Annotated in this window: 10 protein-coding genes; 3 read left to right on the top strand and 7 right to left on the bottom strand. The window is 72.9% G+C overall.

Annotated elements, in window-relative coordinates; all coding sequences use genetic code 11:
• Window positions 1–2: 2 nt before the first annotated feature.
• Window positions 3–620, bottom strand: a complete 618-nt coding sequence (locus HGK68_RS11780; RefSeq protein ID WP_169166133.1) for a dTDP-4-dehydrorhamnose 3,5-epimerase family protein — start codon at window positions 618–620, stop codon at window positions 3–5.
• Between the two features lie 99 nt (window positions 621–719).
• On the opposite strand from HGK68_RS11780, the gene rfbD reads away from it, so the two are divergent.
• Complete coding sequence (gene rfbD / locus HGK68_RS11775) at window positions 720–1,568, top strand: dTDP-4-dehydrorhamnose reductase (RefSeq protein WP_169166132.1); 849 nt, start codon at window positions 720–722, stop codon at window positions 1,566–1,568.
• Between the two features lie 64 nt (window positions 1,569–1,632).
• Here rfbD and HGK68_RS11770 read toward each other — a convergent pair whose 3' ends face one another.
• The 6 genes from HGK68_RS11770 to HGK68_RS11745 form a co-directional block, all read right to left on the bottom strand.
• Window positions 1,633–2,679 (bottom strand): hypothetical protein, encoded by a 1,047-nt coding sequence (locus HGK68_RS11770; protein ID WP_169166131.1) that lies wholly within the window; start codon window positions 2,677–2,679, stop codon window positions 1,633–1,635.
• A gap of 162 nt (window positions 2,680–2,841) precedes the next feature.
• Window positions 2,842–7,290 carry a rhamnan synthesis F family protein gene (locus HGK68_RS11765; RefSeq protein ID WP_169166130.1) on the bottom strand — a complete coding sequence of 1,483 codons (4,449 nt, stop codon included), beginning with the start codon at window positions 7,288–7,290 and terminating at the stop codon, window positions 2,842–2,844.
• 27 nt (window positions 7,291–7,317) lie between these two features.
• Complete coding sequence (locus HGK68_RS11760; protein ID WP_169166129.1) at window positions 7,318–8,217, bottom strand: NAD-dependent epimerase/dehydratase family protein; 900 nt, start codon at window positions 8,215–8,217, stop codon at window positions 7,318–7,320.
• Window positions 8,218–8,225: 8 nt separating this feature from the next.
• Window positions 8,226–9,959, bottom strand: coding sequence for a hypothetical protein (locus tag HGK68_RS11755; protein ID WP_169166128.1), 1,734 nt, complete (start codon window positions 9,957–9,959; stop codon window positions 8,226–8,228).
• Window positions 9,956–12,769, bottom strand: a complete 2,814-nt coding sequence (locus HGK68_RS11750) for a DUF6044 family protein (protein WP_169166127.1) — start codon at window positions 12,767–12,769, stop codon at window positions 9,956–9,958. The genes HGK68_RS11755 and HGK68_RS11750 overlap by 4 nt, the downstream gene beginning before the upstream one ends.
• Window positions 12,770–12,825: 56 nt before the next feature.
• Window positions 12,826–13,740 carry a lysylphosphatidylglycerol synthase domain-containing protein gene (locus tag HGK68_RS11745; protein WP_169166126.1) on the bottom strand — a complete coding sequence of 305 codons (915 nt, stop codon included), beginning with the start codon at window positions 13,738–13,740 and terminating at the stop codon, window positions 12,826–12,828.
• Between the two features lie 65 nt (window positions 13,741–13,805).
• Here HGK68_RS11745 and HGK68_RS11740 point away from each other — a divergent pair, with 65 nt between their 5' ends.
• Window positions 13,806–14,540: an O-methyltransferase gene (locus HGK68_RS11740; RefSeq protein ID WP_169166125.1), complete on the top strand. Its 735-nt coding sequence runs from the start codon at window positions 13,806–13,808 to the stop codon at window positions 14,538–14,540.
• An 18-nt stretch (window positions 14,541–14,558) separates the two neighbouring features.
• A complete protein-coding gene (manA, locus tag HGK68_RS11735) occupies window positions 14,559–15,755 on the top strand; it encodes a mannose-6-phosphate isomerase, class I (protein ID WP_169166124.1) in 1,197 nt (398 codons plus the stop codon).
• Window position 15,756: the final 1 nt, after the last annotated feature.

The following is a 15,756-nucleotide window of genomic DNA, read 5'->3' as shown; positions in this document are numbered from 1 at the left end:
ACTCAACCGCGCAGGCTGTCCGTGTAGGCCAGCACGGCGTCGTACTGCGGCAGCAGACCCTGCTCGGCGGCCTCGGCGAGGGTCGGCGCGGCGGTGTCCTTGTCGGACAGCTGCGGGGTGACCGGGTTGCCGTGCCGGTCGGTGGTCGGCCACTCGATGCCGATCGAGGTGTCCAGCGGGTGGACGCCGTGCTCACGACCCGGGCTGTACCCGGTGGAGCACAGGTACATCACGGTGGAACCGTCCTCCAGCGAGAAGAACGCGTGCCCCAGACCCTCGCTGAGGTAGATCGCGCGGCGGTCGACGTCGTCCAGCAGCACGCTGTCCCACTGGCCGAAGGTCGGCGAGCCGACCCGGATGTCCACCACGATGTCCAGCACCGCGCCCTTGGGGCAGGTGACGTACTTCGCCTGGCCCGGCGGCACGTCGGCGAAGTGGATACCGCGCAGCACACCGGCGGCGGAGACCGACAGGTTGGCCTGCTGGAGGTCGAAGCGGTGGCCGACGTTCTCCGCGAACGGGCCGCCCTGGAACGCCTCCAGGAACACGCCTCGGGGGTCGCCGTGCTGCACGGGCGTGATCTCCCAGGCGCCGGGCACGCTGAGCTCGCGGTAGGTCATGCGGAGGGTCCTCTCGGGATGGGGCTGATCGGCTCCCAGGGTAGTCGTCGGGTCCGGCGGGTAGGCTGCGCGGCGGTCAGACGACGACAGGGAGTAGATGTGCGCTGGTTGGTGACGGGTGCGAACGGCATGCTCGGACAGGACCTGGTGGCCCTGCTGAACGAGCGTGGACATGAGGTGACGGCGGTCGACCGAGCGGAACTCGACATCACCGACCCGGAGGCGGTGACCGGCGCTGTCGCAGGCTACGACGTGGTGGCGAATGTCGCCGCCTATACCGCGGTGGACGCCGCGGAGGAGCACGAGGACGCCGCCTTCACCGTGAACGCGGTGGGCCCGCAGCTGTTGGCCCGTGCGGCCCGGCTGGCCGGGGCGCGGATCGTGCAGATCTCCACCGACTACGTGTTCGCCGGTGACGGGACCAGCCCGTACGCGGAGGACGCCCCGATCGCCCCGCGGTCGGCCTACGGGCGCACCAAGGCGGCCGGTGAGTGGGCGGTGCGGGCCGAGAACCCGGACCACCTGATCGTCCGCACCGCCTGGCTCTACGGCGCCAAGGGCGGCTGCTTCCCCAAGACCATCGCCCGGGTGGCGGCGGAGAAGGGCGGCCTGGACGTGATCGACGACCAGGTCGGGCAGCCCACCTGGACCGTGGATCTCGCGGATCTGGTCGAGCGCCTGGTCGCGGCGAACGCCCCGTCCGGGACGTACCACGGCACCTCCTCCGGGCAGACCTCGTGGCACGGTTTCGCGCAGGCAGCGGTGGCGACCGCCGGACTGGACCCGCAGATCGTCAGGCCGACCACCTCGGACGTCTACGTCCGTCCGGCCCCGCGCCCGGCGTACTCGGTGCTCGGCCACGACGCGCTGACCGCAGCCGGGATCGAGCCGATCGGTGACTGGGCCCAGCGGTGGCAGCAGGCGGGCGCCTCGGTGCTGGCGGGCTGACACCCGCTGAGACGACGAAGGGCCGGTTCCCCCGCTGGGGACCGGCCCTTCGTGCTGAGAGCGATCAGTACGCGGTGCGCAGGAAGAACGCCACACCCTCGTAGGTGTAGCCCGGGATGTTCTTCACCGACTGCACCTCGGAGGGGTTCGCGGTGTAGAAGTGGGTGCCCGACGCGGGGCGGAAGAACCGGTACATCGGGGTGATGCCGCTGTTGACCTGGCCGGTGTAGACCTTGCCCGCCACACCGTCCAGCCCGTACTGCGGGAACGTCAGCACCCGGTTGTACTCGGCCACCGACGACGTGTAGAAGTGCGTGCCGGAGGCGGGCTGGTAGAACCGGTTCAGGTTCGCGGTGTTGGCCGACGGGGCGCTCGGGCTGAGCACGTAGGCCACTTGGCCCTCGTAGCGGTAGGAGGAGCTCTTGGCCACCGAGTTCCGCTCCGCCGCGGAGGTGGAGTAGAAGTGCGTGCCGGTGTTCGGGCGGTAGAACCGGTACAGGGTCATCTCACCGGCCTGCGCGACGCTGTGCGGGTAGTCGGTGGCGACGATGTAGAAGCTGAAGAACGAGTAGCCCTCGACGTACGGCTCCTGGACCATCCCGATCCCGATGTCGGTGGTCGGGGCCCAGGTGAGGTCGGCGGTGGCCAGTTGCTCGGCCAGCAGCTGCACCGCCTGCTCCGGTGAGGTCGCGATCGACCACGCGGTGTTGTGCCAGATCTGGGTGTACGACCCCGGGACCTTCGTGGCGACGTTCGGGTCCGGCATCGGGTAGGCGTTCGCCCCCTTCTGCGCGAGCCAGTTGTTCGCCACGGTGGTCAGCGTCGGGTTCAGCACCCACGGGCTACCGCCCTGGTCGATCCGACGGCTGTTCATCACCCGGAACAGGTCCCAGACGGCGTTCGGCGACGCCGCGGCGGTGGCCTGCAGCTCCGACTGCGCGGAGAAGGATCCCTCCTCGGTCGCGGGGGCGTCGACGACGGCCGGGGCCGACCACTGGGCGTCGTCGGCCGGCGCGGGCTCGTCGGCGCCGGCCGCGAGGGGGGCGACGCCGAAGGCGAGGGCTGCGGCGACCGCGACCGCGAGGCCACGCCAGGTCGTGCTGTGCGACATGAGTTCTCTCTCCGGGCAGGGATGGCCGTCCGGCACGAGATGTGCGGGAGGCGGTGCGGTCACCCTAGGAGCACCGCTCGCTCGCCGTGCGGGAAATGTCCCGGAACGACCGAGAGGTTCGCCCGACCGGAGCAGTCGGGCGAACCTCTCGGTGGTGGAGCCTCAGCGCTGGACGCCGGGCACCTGGGTCTTGGCGTAGCGGAAGCCGCGGCTCTCCACCACGAACGGGATCAACCGCTCCAGGGCGTGCAGCGCGGTGCCGTCGATCGGCAGCGGCTCGGCCGGGTACTCCTCCCAGACCAGCCCCGCCTCCAGCATCGGGCGCAGCGCCTCGGTGCGGGCCCAGAACATGGTGCCGAGCGGGAAGTCGAAGTGGGTCGGCAACGGGCCGTCCACCCCGAAGCGTGCGGCGAGCTGCTCGCCGAACTCCCGGTTCAGGTCCCAGTCGTTCAGGTGCGGGTCCTCCGGCGACACCAGACCCAGCTCGGGATCGGCGGCGAAGGCGGCGTGGATCTCGTCCAGCATCGCCGCCCGGCCACCGACCAGGTTCGCGTACAGGAACTCGCGCCAGCGGTCGCCGATCCCGACCTCGGTGTGCGGGCTCTTCTTCCCGTGCACGTGCAGCACCAGGTCGTAGTCCAGCACCCGGGTGCCCAGACCGGTCAGCAGCGGCGCCAGGTCGCGCCCCCGGTTCTGGGTGACCAGCACCTCCCAGGACTCCACCCCGGCGGCGGTGATCAGGGCCTCCGCCTGTGCCTTGGCCTCGTCGCTGCCGGTGGTGATCGCCAGGTGGTACGGCCGGGTGTTGTCGGCCAGGCGGGGCAGCAGGTCGTCCAGCAGCTCGGGGTAGTGGAAGTGACCGTGCACCAGGATGCTCGGCCCGCCCGTGGGATCGGTGGCGGTGGCATCGCCGGGGCGGATCACCTCGCGGTGCCACGGACCGGCGGGCCGGCCGCGGCGCAGCCAGACGGCGTACGGGTCGCCGTCACGGGTGTCGTCGTAGTCCGGCGCCCGCTCGGCGAACGCCAGGGGGTGGAACCCGGCGGCCGGACGACGCACCAGGATGCCGGCGCGGGCCCGGGCACGGGGGGCGGCCAGCGCCGAGCGGTGCACGTAGTCCCGGACCAGCTCCTCCGGCGAGTCGTCCTCGTGACCGGCGTAGGTGTAGAGCTCCGGGTCGAAGTCACCGTCGGCGAGGATCGTCGTCACGTCGGACTCCTCCTGCTCCCGGCGGGCGCGGGCGGCATGGCCCAGCTCGTCGATGCGCCGGACGTAGTCGGCCAGGTCGAAGGCGATCCCCGCGGCGGCCCGGATGGTGTCACCGAGCCGGTGACGCAGCGCGCTGTCCTCGGCCAGCCGGCCGATCAGGTCGCCGGCGGCGGTGGCGTCCAGGTGCGGCACCACCAGGGTGCGCAGCGTGTCGTCGGTGGCGAGCCACTCGGCGAATCCGCTCGCCCCGTCGAAGGCCACCACCGGAACCCCGGCGAGGGCAGCGTCGATGGTCACGTTCGGCAGCGGGTCGAGCCGGGACGACAGCAGGAACAGGTCCGCGCGCTCGAACAGCGGGCCGAGGTCGGCCACCGGTGCCAGGAAGGCGACCCGGTCCTCGGTGCCGGTCCGCAGCACCTGCTCGTGCAGCTCCTCGATGTACCACTGCAGCGCGGGCACCCGCTCACCGACCCAGGCGAAGACCACCTGGGCGTCCGGGTGGCTGCGACGCGCCTGGTCGGCCGCCTGCAGGAAGAACTCCACACCCTTGCGCGGTGCGATCGTCCCGGCGCCGAGCACCAGCACGGTGTCCGGCCCCAGGTCGGCGATCAGGTCCGCCGCGTTCTGCTCCGGCAGGTCCACCAGGGCGCCGTCGGTGCCCCGTCGGGTCGGTCGGGCGGGCGGGGGCACGGGGGCGCCCGCCGGCAGCTCGGACGGGCCCTGCGGGATCACGCGGACGCCGCGGCCGGTGAGGTCGGCGTACTCCCGACGCATCGACTCGGAGACCATCGGGGCGGAGAAGACCACCTCGGACACCGTGTGGAAGGTGTCGGCCATCACCCCGGCCGGACGGATGCTGGACGCGAACTCGTGCACCAGGCTCACCACCGGGACGCCGGAGCGCTCCAGCGCCGGTGCGATCGGGTAGGTGGCACCGGAGTTGGCGATCGCGTACAGCGGGCGGTACCGGGCCACCAGGTCGGCGGCCACCATCATCGAGTCGTCGAACTCCCAGCGGTCGGCGCCGTCGAAGACCACCATGGCGGCGGCCTCGGACTCCAGCACCGGGGCGAGTTCGCCGCCCTTGAGCAGCACCACGACCACGTTGTAGGTCGGGCTCAGGTGCCGCAGCAGGTTCCAGCCCAGCACCGGGGCGCCGGTCCGGGTGGCCTCGTGCAGCACCAGCATCACGGTCTGCCGACTCGGCTCGATGCCGTTGTCGACGAAGTGCGCGTTCTCCAGCAGCGGCTGCCCGTGGCGGCCCTCGTCCCGACCGAACTTCTGCCAGTGCGAGGTGAGATCGGCGTCGCTCAGGGCGGCGATGTCCGGGTACCGCTCGCGGTAGTACGCCAGGTTCAGGCTGGGGTCGGTGACCACGGGCTCGGGCTCCGGCGCCGGGGGAGCGGGCGGCGGGGTCGGCTTGGCGAACTGCCGCTCGACCCGCCGCTTCACCCGCCCGGCCAGGGTGCGGCCGGAGCGCAGCGGGGCGGTGACCTGCCAGGAGAGCGTCTCCTGCTGGGCCGCCAGCTCGCGGTGGAGCCCGTCGATGGAACCGAGGGCGGCCGCCAACTCGGCGCGCACCTTCTCGGTCTCGGCGTGGGCGGCGAGCCGGTCCTCCTCCAGGGCGGCGGCGCTCTCCTGCCAGGCCGTCCGCTCGGCAGCCCGCTCCGCGTTGATCTGGGCGGTGACCACCGGCAACCGCTCGTGGTCGGCGATCACGGCGTCCAGGTCCACCCGGACGGTGAGCCGGATGCCGAGCACCTCGTGCGCGTCCGCGGTCACCGGTGCGCCCAGCACGGTGGACTGGAAGTCGCACTCCCGCGCCCAGTGCGCGGCGAGCACGGCCTCGGTCAGCCGGATGCCGTGCGCGGCGGCCACCGCGGCGATCAGGTCCCGCACCACCAGTGAGGTGCCGGTGGCGGGGGCGGCGACGTTCTTCTGCGACGCCAGCGAGTCGTAGAGCGCCCGGAACACCAGGTAGGACAGCGTCAGGTCCTCGGAGGAGCTCCACTCCAGGTCGAAGAAGCGGTCACCGTCGGCGGAGTGCATCAGGTTGCGGGGCAGGGCGTCCAGCAGGCGTCCGGGCACCAGGGAGTCGCCGGTCGCGTCCGCGGGCAGCTCCGCCTCGGCGCGGAGGGCGCCCAGCCAGGTGCCGAACCACTCGGTGACGTGTTCCACCCGCCAGGCGTCCCGGCGCAGGATCCCGATCAGCCGGTCGGCGGCCGTGACACCGGGGGTGTAGACCTCCTCCTCCAGGGTCATCGCGATGTCGCCCACCGTGTGCGGCAGCGTGGGGCGGGCCGCCTGGCGGTGCACCACGACCCCGTCCGGACCGGCGGTGAAGTGCGTGGCCTTGGCGAACTCGGGCCGCCGGGACGCGGACCCGTAGTACCAGGCCAGGCCCTCGGCGGGGCGCAGGTCGGCGGCGGAGGCACGCACCAGGAAGGAATTCGACAGGTCGCGCAGCAGCCCGTTGCGGATCACCGGGCCCCACGCCAGCTCGGGGTCGATCGCGATGGTGGCCGGCTCCTGGAAGTCGGCGTGCGCGGTGTCGGTGACCAGCGGGGTCGGGTCGAAGCCGTGCGCCGGGTCCAGTGCCGCCTCGGAGAGCACGGTGGTCGGCAGCTTGTAGTCCGGGAACGGGTAGTACCAGTCGTGGTGGGTCAGACCGGCCTTGGTCAGGTGCCGACCCAGCTCCTCGCGGCCGAAAGTCACCACACCGTCCTCGGTGTAGTGGTCCTCGATGCCGAACATCCGGCGCCCGACGTGGTCCTCCGGGAACCCGGCGAAGTACTTCAGTCCGAGCTGGTTCTCGATCGCGAGCACCAGGGTGCCGCCCGGTTCCAGCAGCGAGACCAGGTGGTCCAGCATCACGTCGACCGGGTCGCGGCCGTCGGACTCGAAGCCGAACACCCGGGAGTACTCCAGGACGCCGACCATCACGATGGTGGGGAACCGCCGCGGGACACCGAAGCCCTGCACGGTGTCGGCGACCACCTGCACGTTGTCCAGGTCGCGCACCCGCTCGGCGCACACCGAGGCGCGTCGCGGCGAACCCTCGACGGCGACGACCTCCAGCCCCGCCTCGCCGAGCCCACGGGTGACGGCGCCCATCCCGGCGCCGATCTCCAGCACCGGCCCGGTCAGGGTGTCCAGCAGCGGCCGGATCAGGTTCGCCCGGCGGTGGCTGAGGTGGTAGCGCGAGGGCCAGTCCCGGATGCTGCCCTCGACCTCACGGCTCAGGCTGCTCACGTCCGTGGCGTTGTGCACGGCGGAGGCGACCCAGTTCTCGAAGTCGTCGCCGTCGTTGTACCCGAAGGCGGCATCCGCCGCCTCGGACCGCACCCACAGGCGGGAGGAACCCTGGCGTCGGTAGCCGTGTGCGTCGAGGTCGAGTGTCATGTGTGGCTCCTGTCGGAGGGTCAGGGGTCAGACCAGCTCGGCGGTGGAACGCAACCAGCGCCAGGTGTCGGCGATGCCGTCGGTCAGGGAGAAGGTGGTGCGCCAGCCCAGCACGTCCTGGGTGCGGCGGCAGTCGAGCCAGGTGGAACGCGCGTCGAAGGCGCGGGCCGGGTGCCGCTCCACGGCCAGCGGGAGGTCGGTGGCCGCGGCGATCGCCGCCAGCAGCTCCTCCAGGCTGGTCGCGCAGCCGCCACCGACGTTGAGCACCGGCTCGGTGGTGCCGGTCTCGATCACCAGGCGGGCCACCTCGGCGATGTCGGCCACGTGCACGTAGTCACGGGCCACCGTGGGGTCACCGAACAGGTGCAGCGGCTGGCCCGCGGCGGCGGCGTACAGCCAGTGCGCCACGACGCCCTGCCCGGGCGCGACCCGCTGCCCCGGCCCGTAGGCGTTCGACACCCGCAGCACCACCGGGTGGTTCGCCTCCCGGAACACCCGCTGCTCCAGTGCCAGCTTGGCCCGGCCGTAGGCGGACCGGGGGCCGACCGGCGAGTCCTCGGCGTAGGGCGGGTCGACCGTCTCGTCGTAGACGGTGCCGCCGGAGCTGAGCAGCAGGACGCGCGGAGCCGTGGGCCCGAGGTCGTCCAACCCGCGCAGCAGCTGCTCGAACGCCTCCGCGTCCAGCACCACCCGGTCCGGGTCGTTGTCGGCGATCATCGGGTTGATCGAGGACGCCGCCCAGACCACCCAGTCGGAGCCGGCGACCTCGGGCACCAGCCCGGCGGCGTCGAAGGCCGGCCGGTCGCGGTCGAGGATGTGCACCCGGTGCCCGGTCTCCTGCAACCGGTCGGCGATCCGGCCGCCGAGGAAGCCTCGGCCGCCGATCACGGACACCGTGCGGATCGGGTCACTCGTCGTGCGTTGCATCCGGAACATCATGCCGTATCCCCCTGCTGGATCGTGGGCCCTCTGCCGGCCCAGGCCGCGAGTCGCTCGCGGAAGACGGTGAGCGTCACGGCGGACGCCAGCACCAGGCCGAGCAGCAGGTAGGACTGGCTGGCCATGGTGTACAGCGGCATCTTGGCACCGGGGCTGCGGTTGGTTCCGGCGTAGAACACGGCGACGATGCCGAGGTTCACCAGCCAGGCCGCGATCACGACCAGCGCGGTGCGCCCGGTGGTGGTGGTCCAGGTGCGGCGCAGCACCAGGCTCGCCAGCGCCGGGACCAACGCGATCGTCATCGCCAGGCCGTACAGCCGGCTGAGTCCGTCGCCGATCGCGCGCTGGCCCACCGCGTCCGGCGCCAGGCCGGAGGCGGCGGTGTCGAGGACGCCGTCCGTGCCGTTCACCACCGCAGCCCAGGTGTCCACGTCCGCGCCCCGGGGTGGGACGCGCTGGATCTGCGCCCGTGTCCCGTCGTAGCTGAAGGATCCGACGGCGAAGCCCGCCACGTTGGCGATCGCCAACCGGACCGGCATCCGGTCCAGCGGGGGGACGTCGGGCGACAGGCCGGGGCGGCCGCAGGTCAGCTCGCCGGTGTCGCAGGCGGTCCGGATGTCGTCGGCGATCCGGCCGAAGAACGCCTGGAAGTCGGCGGCGGTCGACGCCATCCCGGTGGCCACCGCCGCGTCGCGGGCGGCCCAGGTGAAGTAGGACCCGTAGTCGGCGCACGGCAGGTCGACGTCCTCGTGCCACGTGCAGTTCCGCTGCACCCAGGTGGTGCCGTCGGCCTCCAGGGCCGCCTCCAGGCGGGTGGCGGTGGGGCTGATCGCGTAGACGGCCTCGCGTTGGGCCCGGGAGACGTTCTGGTAGGTCTCCGGCTCGTCGACCAGCACCGAGGACCAGAGCGTGATCGCCTCCGCGAACGTGCCGTCGCCGTAGTCGTCGACCAGGTGCACGCCGTAGTGCCGCTGGTTCAGCTCGGCGACGGTGGCCGGGAAGGCGGCCGCGATCAGCGCCACCAGCACGGCGCCGCCGGACACGGTGAGCCAGCCGCGCCGACCGAGGGCGCGCAGGTGGGGGAGGAGCCCCACCACCAGACCGCCGACGCTGCCCAGCACGATCCAGAGCACGTCACCCCGGGTGATGCTCAGCCAGCCGAGCACCGCCGCCAGGAGCGCCGCCTCGGCCACCACGGCCACCCAGCCGCGGGCGCCCCAGCGACCGGCGCGGGTGACCCGGTGCGCCAGGTCGACCGCGAGCCCCAGGGCCAGCGGTGCCAGCGCGATCACCAGGGCGTCCCGGTAGACGATGGACATGCCGGTGGTGAAGGCGACCGGGTTGAAGGCCAGGACACCCACCGCGAGCACCTGCCACCGACCGCCGAGCCGCCGAGTGGTCGCCCGGGTGAGCACCAGCACGCCGGCGAGGTAGATCAGGTACGCGGCCAGCTGGGGCGGCAGGCCGGTGGGCTCCAGCGCCGCGAGGAACAGCGGGTACCCAGGGCCCTTCGCCAGGGTGATGTGCGGCACCCCCTGGTCACCCCAGGCGCCGAGCCACTCGCCGCGCAGCAGCGCATCGGCGATGGTGACCTGGGCGAGGTCGTCGTGGCGGTTGGTCCAGCGCAGCAGCGGCGGGATCAGGGCGCGCAGCGCGATCCCCAGTGCGCAGATCACGGTGATCGCGATCGTCCTGCGCGACGGCCGCCAGTGCAGCAGGCGTTCTCTCACGCCGCGACCTCCCGGCGACGACGCCGGTCCCACACCACCGGCACCACCGCGAGCCCGAGCAACGCGACCGCGGCGGTGGCCGATCCGACCATCCCGGCGCGCAGCCCCGGCGGGTGGTAGCTGATGGCCACCTCGTGGCTGCCGTCCGGCACGTACACCGCCCCCATCGCCTCATCCGCGTCGACCAGCGGCACCGGCTCGCCGTCCAGGGTGGCCGACCAGCCCGAGCCGCCGCGCACCGACTCGGCGAGCACCAGCCAGCCGTCGCCGTCGGCCTCCACCCGGGTCCGGATCGTGTCGCCGTCCGACAGGACCGTCAGGTCTGCCGTCGAGTCGCCGGTCAGCGCCTGCTCGTCGGCGGCGTCCTCCAGGATCACGGTGCTGGTGGGGATGTCCCCGGAGCCGATGGCCGCCACCCGCTCGGCCTCGTCCTCGATCACCCGGTTGTCGTCGGCCCAGCGGATCCGCGGCGCCGCGTTCTCCCGCTGGTAGATCACCGCGTCACCGCCGTGCACCACCGTCAGGTCGTCGTCGGCGGGGCGGAGCACCGCGGTGGCCCAGTCGCCCGCCGGGTCGACCGGCACGGTGAACCCGTCGGCGCCCTCGACGTCGAGCCGCACGCGGACCGACTCGGTGGCTCCGATGTCCTCGGCGGGCACCGCCACCCAGACCGGGACACCCGCCTCGGGGGCCACCCGGCCGGACTCGGCGACCGTGGCACCGTCCTGGTCGACGACCCGGACCACGATCCTGGCGTCCTCGCCGTCGACCTGCTCGGTCAGCACGACCTGCACGGCGCGGATCGGCCCGGTGACCGCGGTGCTGGTGACCGGCCCCGACTGCGGGTCCAGGGTGGCGGGGACCCCGACCGACTCCGGCTCGCCGGGCGGGACGGCATCCGGTGACTGCACCACGTAGCGCACACCCATCCGGTCCAGCACCGGCGACCCGGCCGCCTCCCAGGGCAGCTGCGAGTAGGTGCGGGTGAGCATCGCGTCCTCGTCGATGCTGCGCAGCAGTTCCTTCCACTCCGGGGTGTGGAAGCCGTGGCCGGTCACCGATCGCAGCTGGTAGGCGTTGTTCGTGCCGGTGAGCATCGTCCAGTCGACGCCGAGGTAGCGCTCGTGGCCGAGGTTCTCGGCCAGGTAGTCGTGGGTGGGCGTGGCGGCGTAGAACGAGTCCGAGACCGGCCACCAGGACCGGGTGACGGTGACGCCCTGGGCGAGCAGCAGCACGGCGACCGCGGCGACCGCGCCGATGGTCACCCACCGCCGGCGCACCAGCACCGCGAGCACCAGCACCGCCGCGACCACCAGCGCCGCCAGCGCCAGGTGGCGCAGCACGGCGCCCTGCTGCGCGGTCACCTCCTCCGGGATGATCCGGTAAGCGTCCAGGACGACCAGGACCAGAGCCACGCACAGGGCGACCGCCAGCGCACCGCGCGCCACCGTGGCGACCACCGGCGGCACCCGGCGCGGACGCTCGTCGGCCGGCATCGGGCGCCGGTCGGCGCGGCGCAGCACCCGATCCAGTCCGGCCGCCGCCGCCAGCGCCAGGAAGAAGCCGAGCAGGAACCGCAGCCGGGTGACCGAGTTGTTGCTGAAGATCGGCAGTTCCTGGAACAGGCCGAGCAGCCATCCGCCCTGGAAGATCAGCACCGTGCACAGGGCCGCCCCGGCCAGGGCGAACCAGCCGATCGCGCGATCCAGTCGGTCCCGGCCGCGCAGCGCGATCGCCGCCGCCACCAGGATCAGTGCCGCCACCCCGACGTAGGCGAACGACTCCACCGGATTCGCGCCGGAGATCCAGAACGACTGCGCGCCGTCACCGACGTCACCGATCAGCCCCGGTGCCACCGCCGAGGCGGCGGCGGTCCAGTCCAGGTGCCGGGAGGGATCCTGCGCGCGTTCCCCGAAGTCGATGGTGGTGGTGGCGTGCAGCGCCCAGGGCACCAGCTGCCAGGCCGACAGCAGCGCCCCGAGCCCGGCGCCGATCGCGCCGATCGCCACCGCCCGCAGCCAGGCCCGCAGGTCGGCGCGCAGCACCAGCATCCGCAGCACGGCGTAGGGGATCAGGCCGTAGAGCGCGTAGCCGATCACCGCGGGGAATCCGGTCAGCAACATCGCGGTCACGATCAGCGCCACCGGCACCGCGTCCCGGAACCGGCGGCCGGTGAGCACCCGATCGGTGGCCCAGAACAGCAGCGGCACCAGCGCGGCGACCCGGGTGTGCGGCCAATTGGTCCAGGCGACCATGAAGCCACCGGAGATGTAGACCAGACCGGCCACCGCCTGCGCCGCCGACGACATCCCCAGTCGCCGGACGAACAGCGCCATGCCGACCACGGCGACCGCCATCTCGACCAGCTTCATCGCCCCGGCGGCGTAGGACGCGGGCAGGAACAGCCACACCCAGGTGATCGGGGAGAACAGCCCGGTGTCCGGCAGGGCGCCCAAGGGGGTGCCGCCGATGATGTACGGGTTCCACCAGGCGATGTCGCCCGAGCGCACCGAGTCGGCCAGCACCATGGTCTGCGGCGCGTAGAAGTCGATCGTGTCGCCGATCCAGTTGTTGTCCGGGGTGCCGGAGGGCACACCGCCGTCCAACCACGGGGCGTAGCGGTACAGCACGTCGGTGCCCAGGAAGACCCCGTGGCCCAGCAGTGGCCCGCCGATGCTCAGCAGGGCGTAGGCGACCACGGCCGCCCAGGCCAGGATCGCGGGGGCTCGACGCAGGACCGCGTGCGTCACTCGGGTCGGGCCCGAGGCGGCTCGGGTCGGCTCGTCGACGGTCGGGTCCGGGCGCGGCATGCCGGGCTCCTCCACGGGAGAGATCAGGGGAGGCCGCAGGGGCGACCGCGTCGATGTTAGCCGGGCCGGCTCGGCGTCCGGCGGCGGAGCAGCGCGGCGACCCCGGCGGCACCGGCGTCGGCGACCACCATCAGCACCCGGCTGACCAGGGCGATCAGCAGGGCGTCCGAGCTGGTCACCATGGGTGCCAGCGCCAGCACCAGCGCCGCCTCCCGGGGTCCGGTCCCGGCCGGCGCGATGATCACCAGGAAGCCGACCACCCAGGCCAGGGCGAACGCCCCGAGGGAGAGCAGCAGGCCACGGCCCGGGTCGTCCGGGTGCAGGGCGTGCAGCAGGACGAAGGCGTGCAGGCCGAACAGCACCCACATCACCAGGGCCCACAGCGCCGACCCGGCGAGCCCGCGGCCGTCCACCCGCACGCTCTGGTCGCCCCGGCGCAGGACGACCAGTGCCTTGCCGACCACCCAGTTGAACACCGGCGGTGCCAGGCCGATCGCACCCAGCGGCACCACCAGCACCGCCCACCAGTAGGTGGACAGGGACTGCGGGGACCCGGCGGCCAGGCCGATCACCGCCACCGCACCGCCGACCACCAGGAGCACCGCCAGCGCACCGAGGGCGACCACGGCGCTGCGCGCCCGGGACAGCTTGTGCGCCTTGCCGAGCTCGGCCTGGGCGACCACGGCCCAGACACTGCCGGGCACGTACTTGCCGAGCTGCCCGTGGTAGTAGATCCGGGCGGAGGCGCGCAGGTCGGGGGCACCACCGGTCCCGGCCAGCAGGGAGCGCCAGGACAGCATCTGCGCGACCAGACCGGCGCAGGCCAGCAGCAGCGACAGCAGCACCGTCACCAGGTCCAGGCGGGTCCAGGCCTGGGCGAGCTCGTCCCAGCGGCTCGCCACCGCCCAGACCAGCAGGGCCAGTGCGACCACGAAGAAGGCAGCACCGACCACACCACGCCTGGAACGCATCCGACGAGGATAGGGGCATCCCCTAGGCTGTCGAAGTTGCCGATGGCGTGTGGAGGGACAGATCAGTGGCGGGAATCGGAGAGACGGCGCGTTCGGCGTACGTCAAGACCTCGCGCGGGCTGCGCAGCGCCGCCCAGCGGACCGGGGTGCTCGACAAGCTGGACAAGGCGTACCGGGCGAACCCGTCCAGCGTCGCAGGTCATCTGCGGACGCTGTTCGCGATCCACGACGTCGAGGACCTGGTGTCCCTGGACCAGCCGTGGTGGACCTACGGGGCGATCGACGTGGTGGAGCGGCACCTCGCGGCCCTGGACGGCCGGGCCCGGGTGTTCGAGTACGGGTCGGGGGCCAGCTCGGTGTGGCTGGGTCGCCGCGCCGGTGAGGTGCACAGCGTCGAACACCACGGCGGCTGGGCCGAGGTGATGCGCCGGGTCCTGGCCGACACGGGGCTGGCCGACAAGGTCGAGCTGATCGAGGTGCCTGCCACCCGCTCGCACGAACCGCTGGTGCCCTCGGGCCGTCGCGGCGAGGACGGCAACGACTACGCCGACTACGTGAACGCGATCGACCGGGTGGAGGGCGACTTCGACCTGATCGTGGTGGACGGCCGCGCGCGGGTCGCCTGCATGCAGGCAGCCGCCCGCCGCCTTGCCCCCGGCGGGATCATCCTGTTCGACGACACGCAGCGCCCGCGGTACCGCAGCGGGATGGACAGCAGCGGGTTGGACGTGCAGCGGATCCACGGCTGGGTGCCCTCGCTGCCCTACCCGCGGGAGACCGCGGTCCTGCGCCTGCATTGATCCGCGAGCGAGGTTCCCGTGCACCGTCTCACTCCGACGATCCAGACCTACGCCTGGGGGTCCACCACCGAGCTGCCCGAGCGGCTCGGGGTGGACGCCACCGGCGGGCCGATGGCCGAGGCCTGGTTCGGTGCCCACCCGAACGCGCCCTCCGTGCTGCAGCTGCCCGAGGGCGGTCGGACGCTGACCGGGGCGCTCGCCGACGACCCGGTCAGCACGCTCGGTGACGACGTCACCGGCCGGTTCGGGCCGACGCTGCCCTACCTGCTCAAGGTGATCGCCGCGCAGTCCCCGCTGTCCTTGCAGGTGCATCCGCAGAAGGAGCGCGCCGTCGGCGGCTACGTGCGTGAGGACGCCGTGGGGATCCCGCTGGACGCGCCCGAGCGCAGCTTCCGCGACCGGAACCACAAGCCCGAACTGCTCTACGCGCTCACCCGGTTCGAGGCGATGTGCGGGTTCCGCGCACCCCGGCGACTGAGCGAGCTGCTGGACGGTCTGGAGACCCGGATCGCCGAGCAGCTGCGCGGGATCCTGCGCGCGCAGCCGTCGGTGGGCGGGATCGAGACCGCCTTCACCTGGTTGCTGCGCCCGGACTCGCGTCCCTCGGCCGGTGACGTCGGGGAGTTCGCCGCCGCCTGCGCCGCCCGGCTGGCGAACGGGTCGCCGTCGCCGCGCGCGGACCGCACCGTGGTCCGGTTGCAGGAGGCCTACCCCGGCGACCCCGGAGTGGTCACCTCGCTGCTGCTCAACCCGGTCACCCTGCATCCCGGGGAGGCGCTGTTCGTCCCGGCCGGCGGGGTGCACGCCTACCTGGCGGGGACCGGGGTGGAGATCATGGCGAGCAGCGACAACGTGCTGCGTGCCGGGCTGACCCCCAAGCACGTCGACGTGGAGGAACTGCTCCGCAACGTCGACTACGTGGCCGCCCCGCCGATCCGGATCGCGCCCGAGCGCTTCCACGGTGCGACCAAGGTGTTCTACGCGCCGGTGGACGACTTCGAGCTGTCGGTCACCGAGGTGGTCGACGGAGCCAGTCACCCACTGCCCGGCCGCGGTCCGCGGATCCTGCTCTGCCTGGACGGCACCGTCACCGCCGCGACGGCGGACGACGGCGAGCTGGAGCTGACCCGTGGCCAGGCGGCCTTCGTCCCGGCGGTGGACGGCGCGCTCACCCTGCGCGGGGCCGGCACCCTGGTGCAGGCCGACGTCCCCTGAT

Source organism: Cellulomonas taurus (genome assembly GCF_012931845.1).
In the GTDB taxonomy this organism is placed as follows: Bacteria; Actinomycetota; Actinomycetes; order Actinomycetales; family Cellulomonadaceae; genus Cellulomonas; species Cellulomonas taurus.
The sequence above is the reverse complement of the archived record's forward strand: the minus strand, read 5'-3'. Positions and strand labels throughout refer to the sequence as shown.

What these genes read in the sequence shown, in the direction of transcription:
- HGK68_RS11780 (WP_169166133.1), bottom strand. Translation starts at nt 620, where the DNA reads ATGACCTACCGCGAGCTCAGCGTGCCCGGCGCCTGGGAGATCACGCCC.
- HGK68_RS11750 (WP_169166127.1), bottom strand. Translation starts at nt 12,769, where the DNA reads ATGCCGCGCCCGGACCCGACCGTCGACGAGCCGACCCGAGCCGCCTCG.
- HGK68_RS11770 (WP_169166131.1), bottom strand. Translation starts at nt 2,679, where the DNA reads ATGTCGCACAGCACGACCTGGCGTGGCCTCGCGGTCGCGGTCGCCGCA.
- HGK68_RS11745 (WP_169166126.1), bottom strand. Translation starts at nt 13,740, where the DNA reads ATGCGTTCCAGGCGTGGTGTGGTCGGTGCTGCCTTCTTCGTGGTCGCA.
- HGK68_RS11760 (WP_169166129.1), bottom strand. Translation starts at nt 8,217, where the DNA reads ATGCAACGCACGACGAGTGACCCGATCCGCACGGTGTCCGTGATCGGC.
- HGK68_RS11765 (WP_169166130.1), bottom strand. Translation starts at nt 7,290, where the DNA reads ATGACACTCGACCTCGACGCACACGGCTACCGACGCCAGGGTTCCTCC.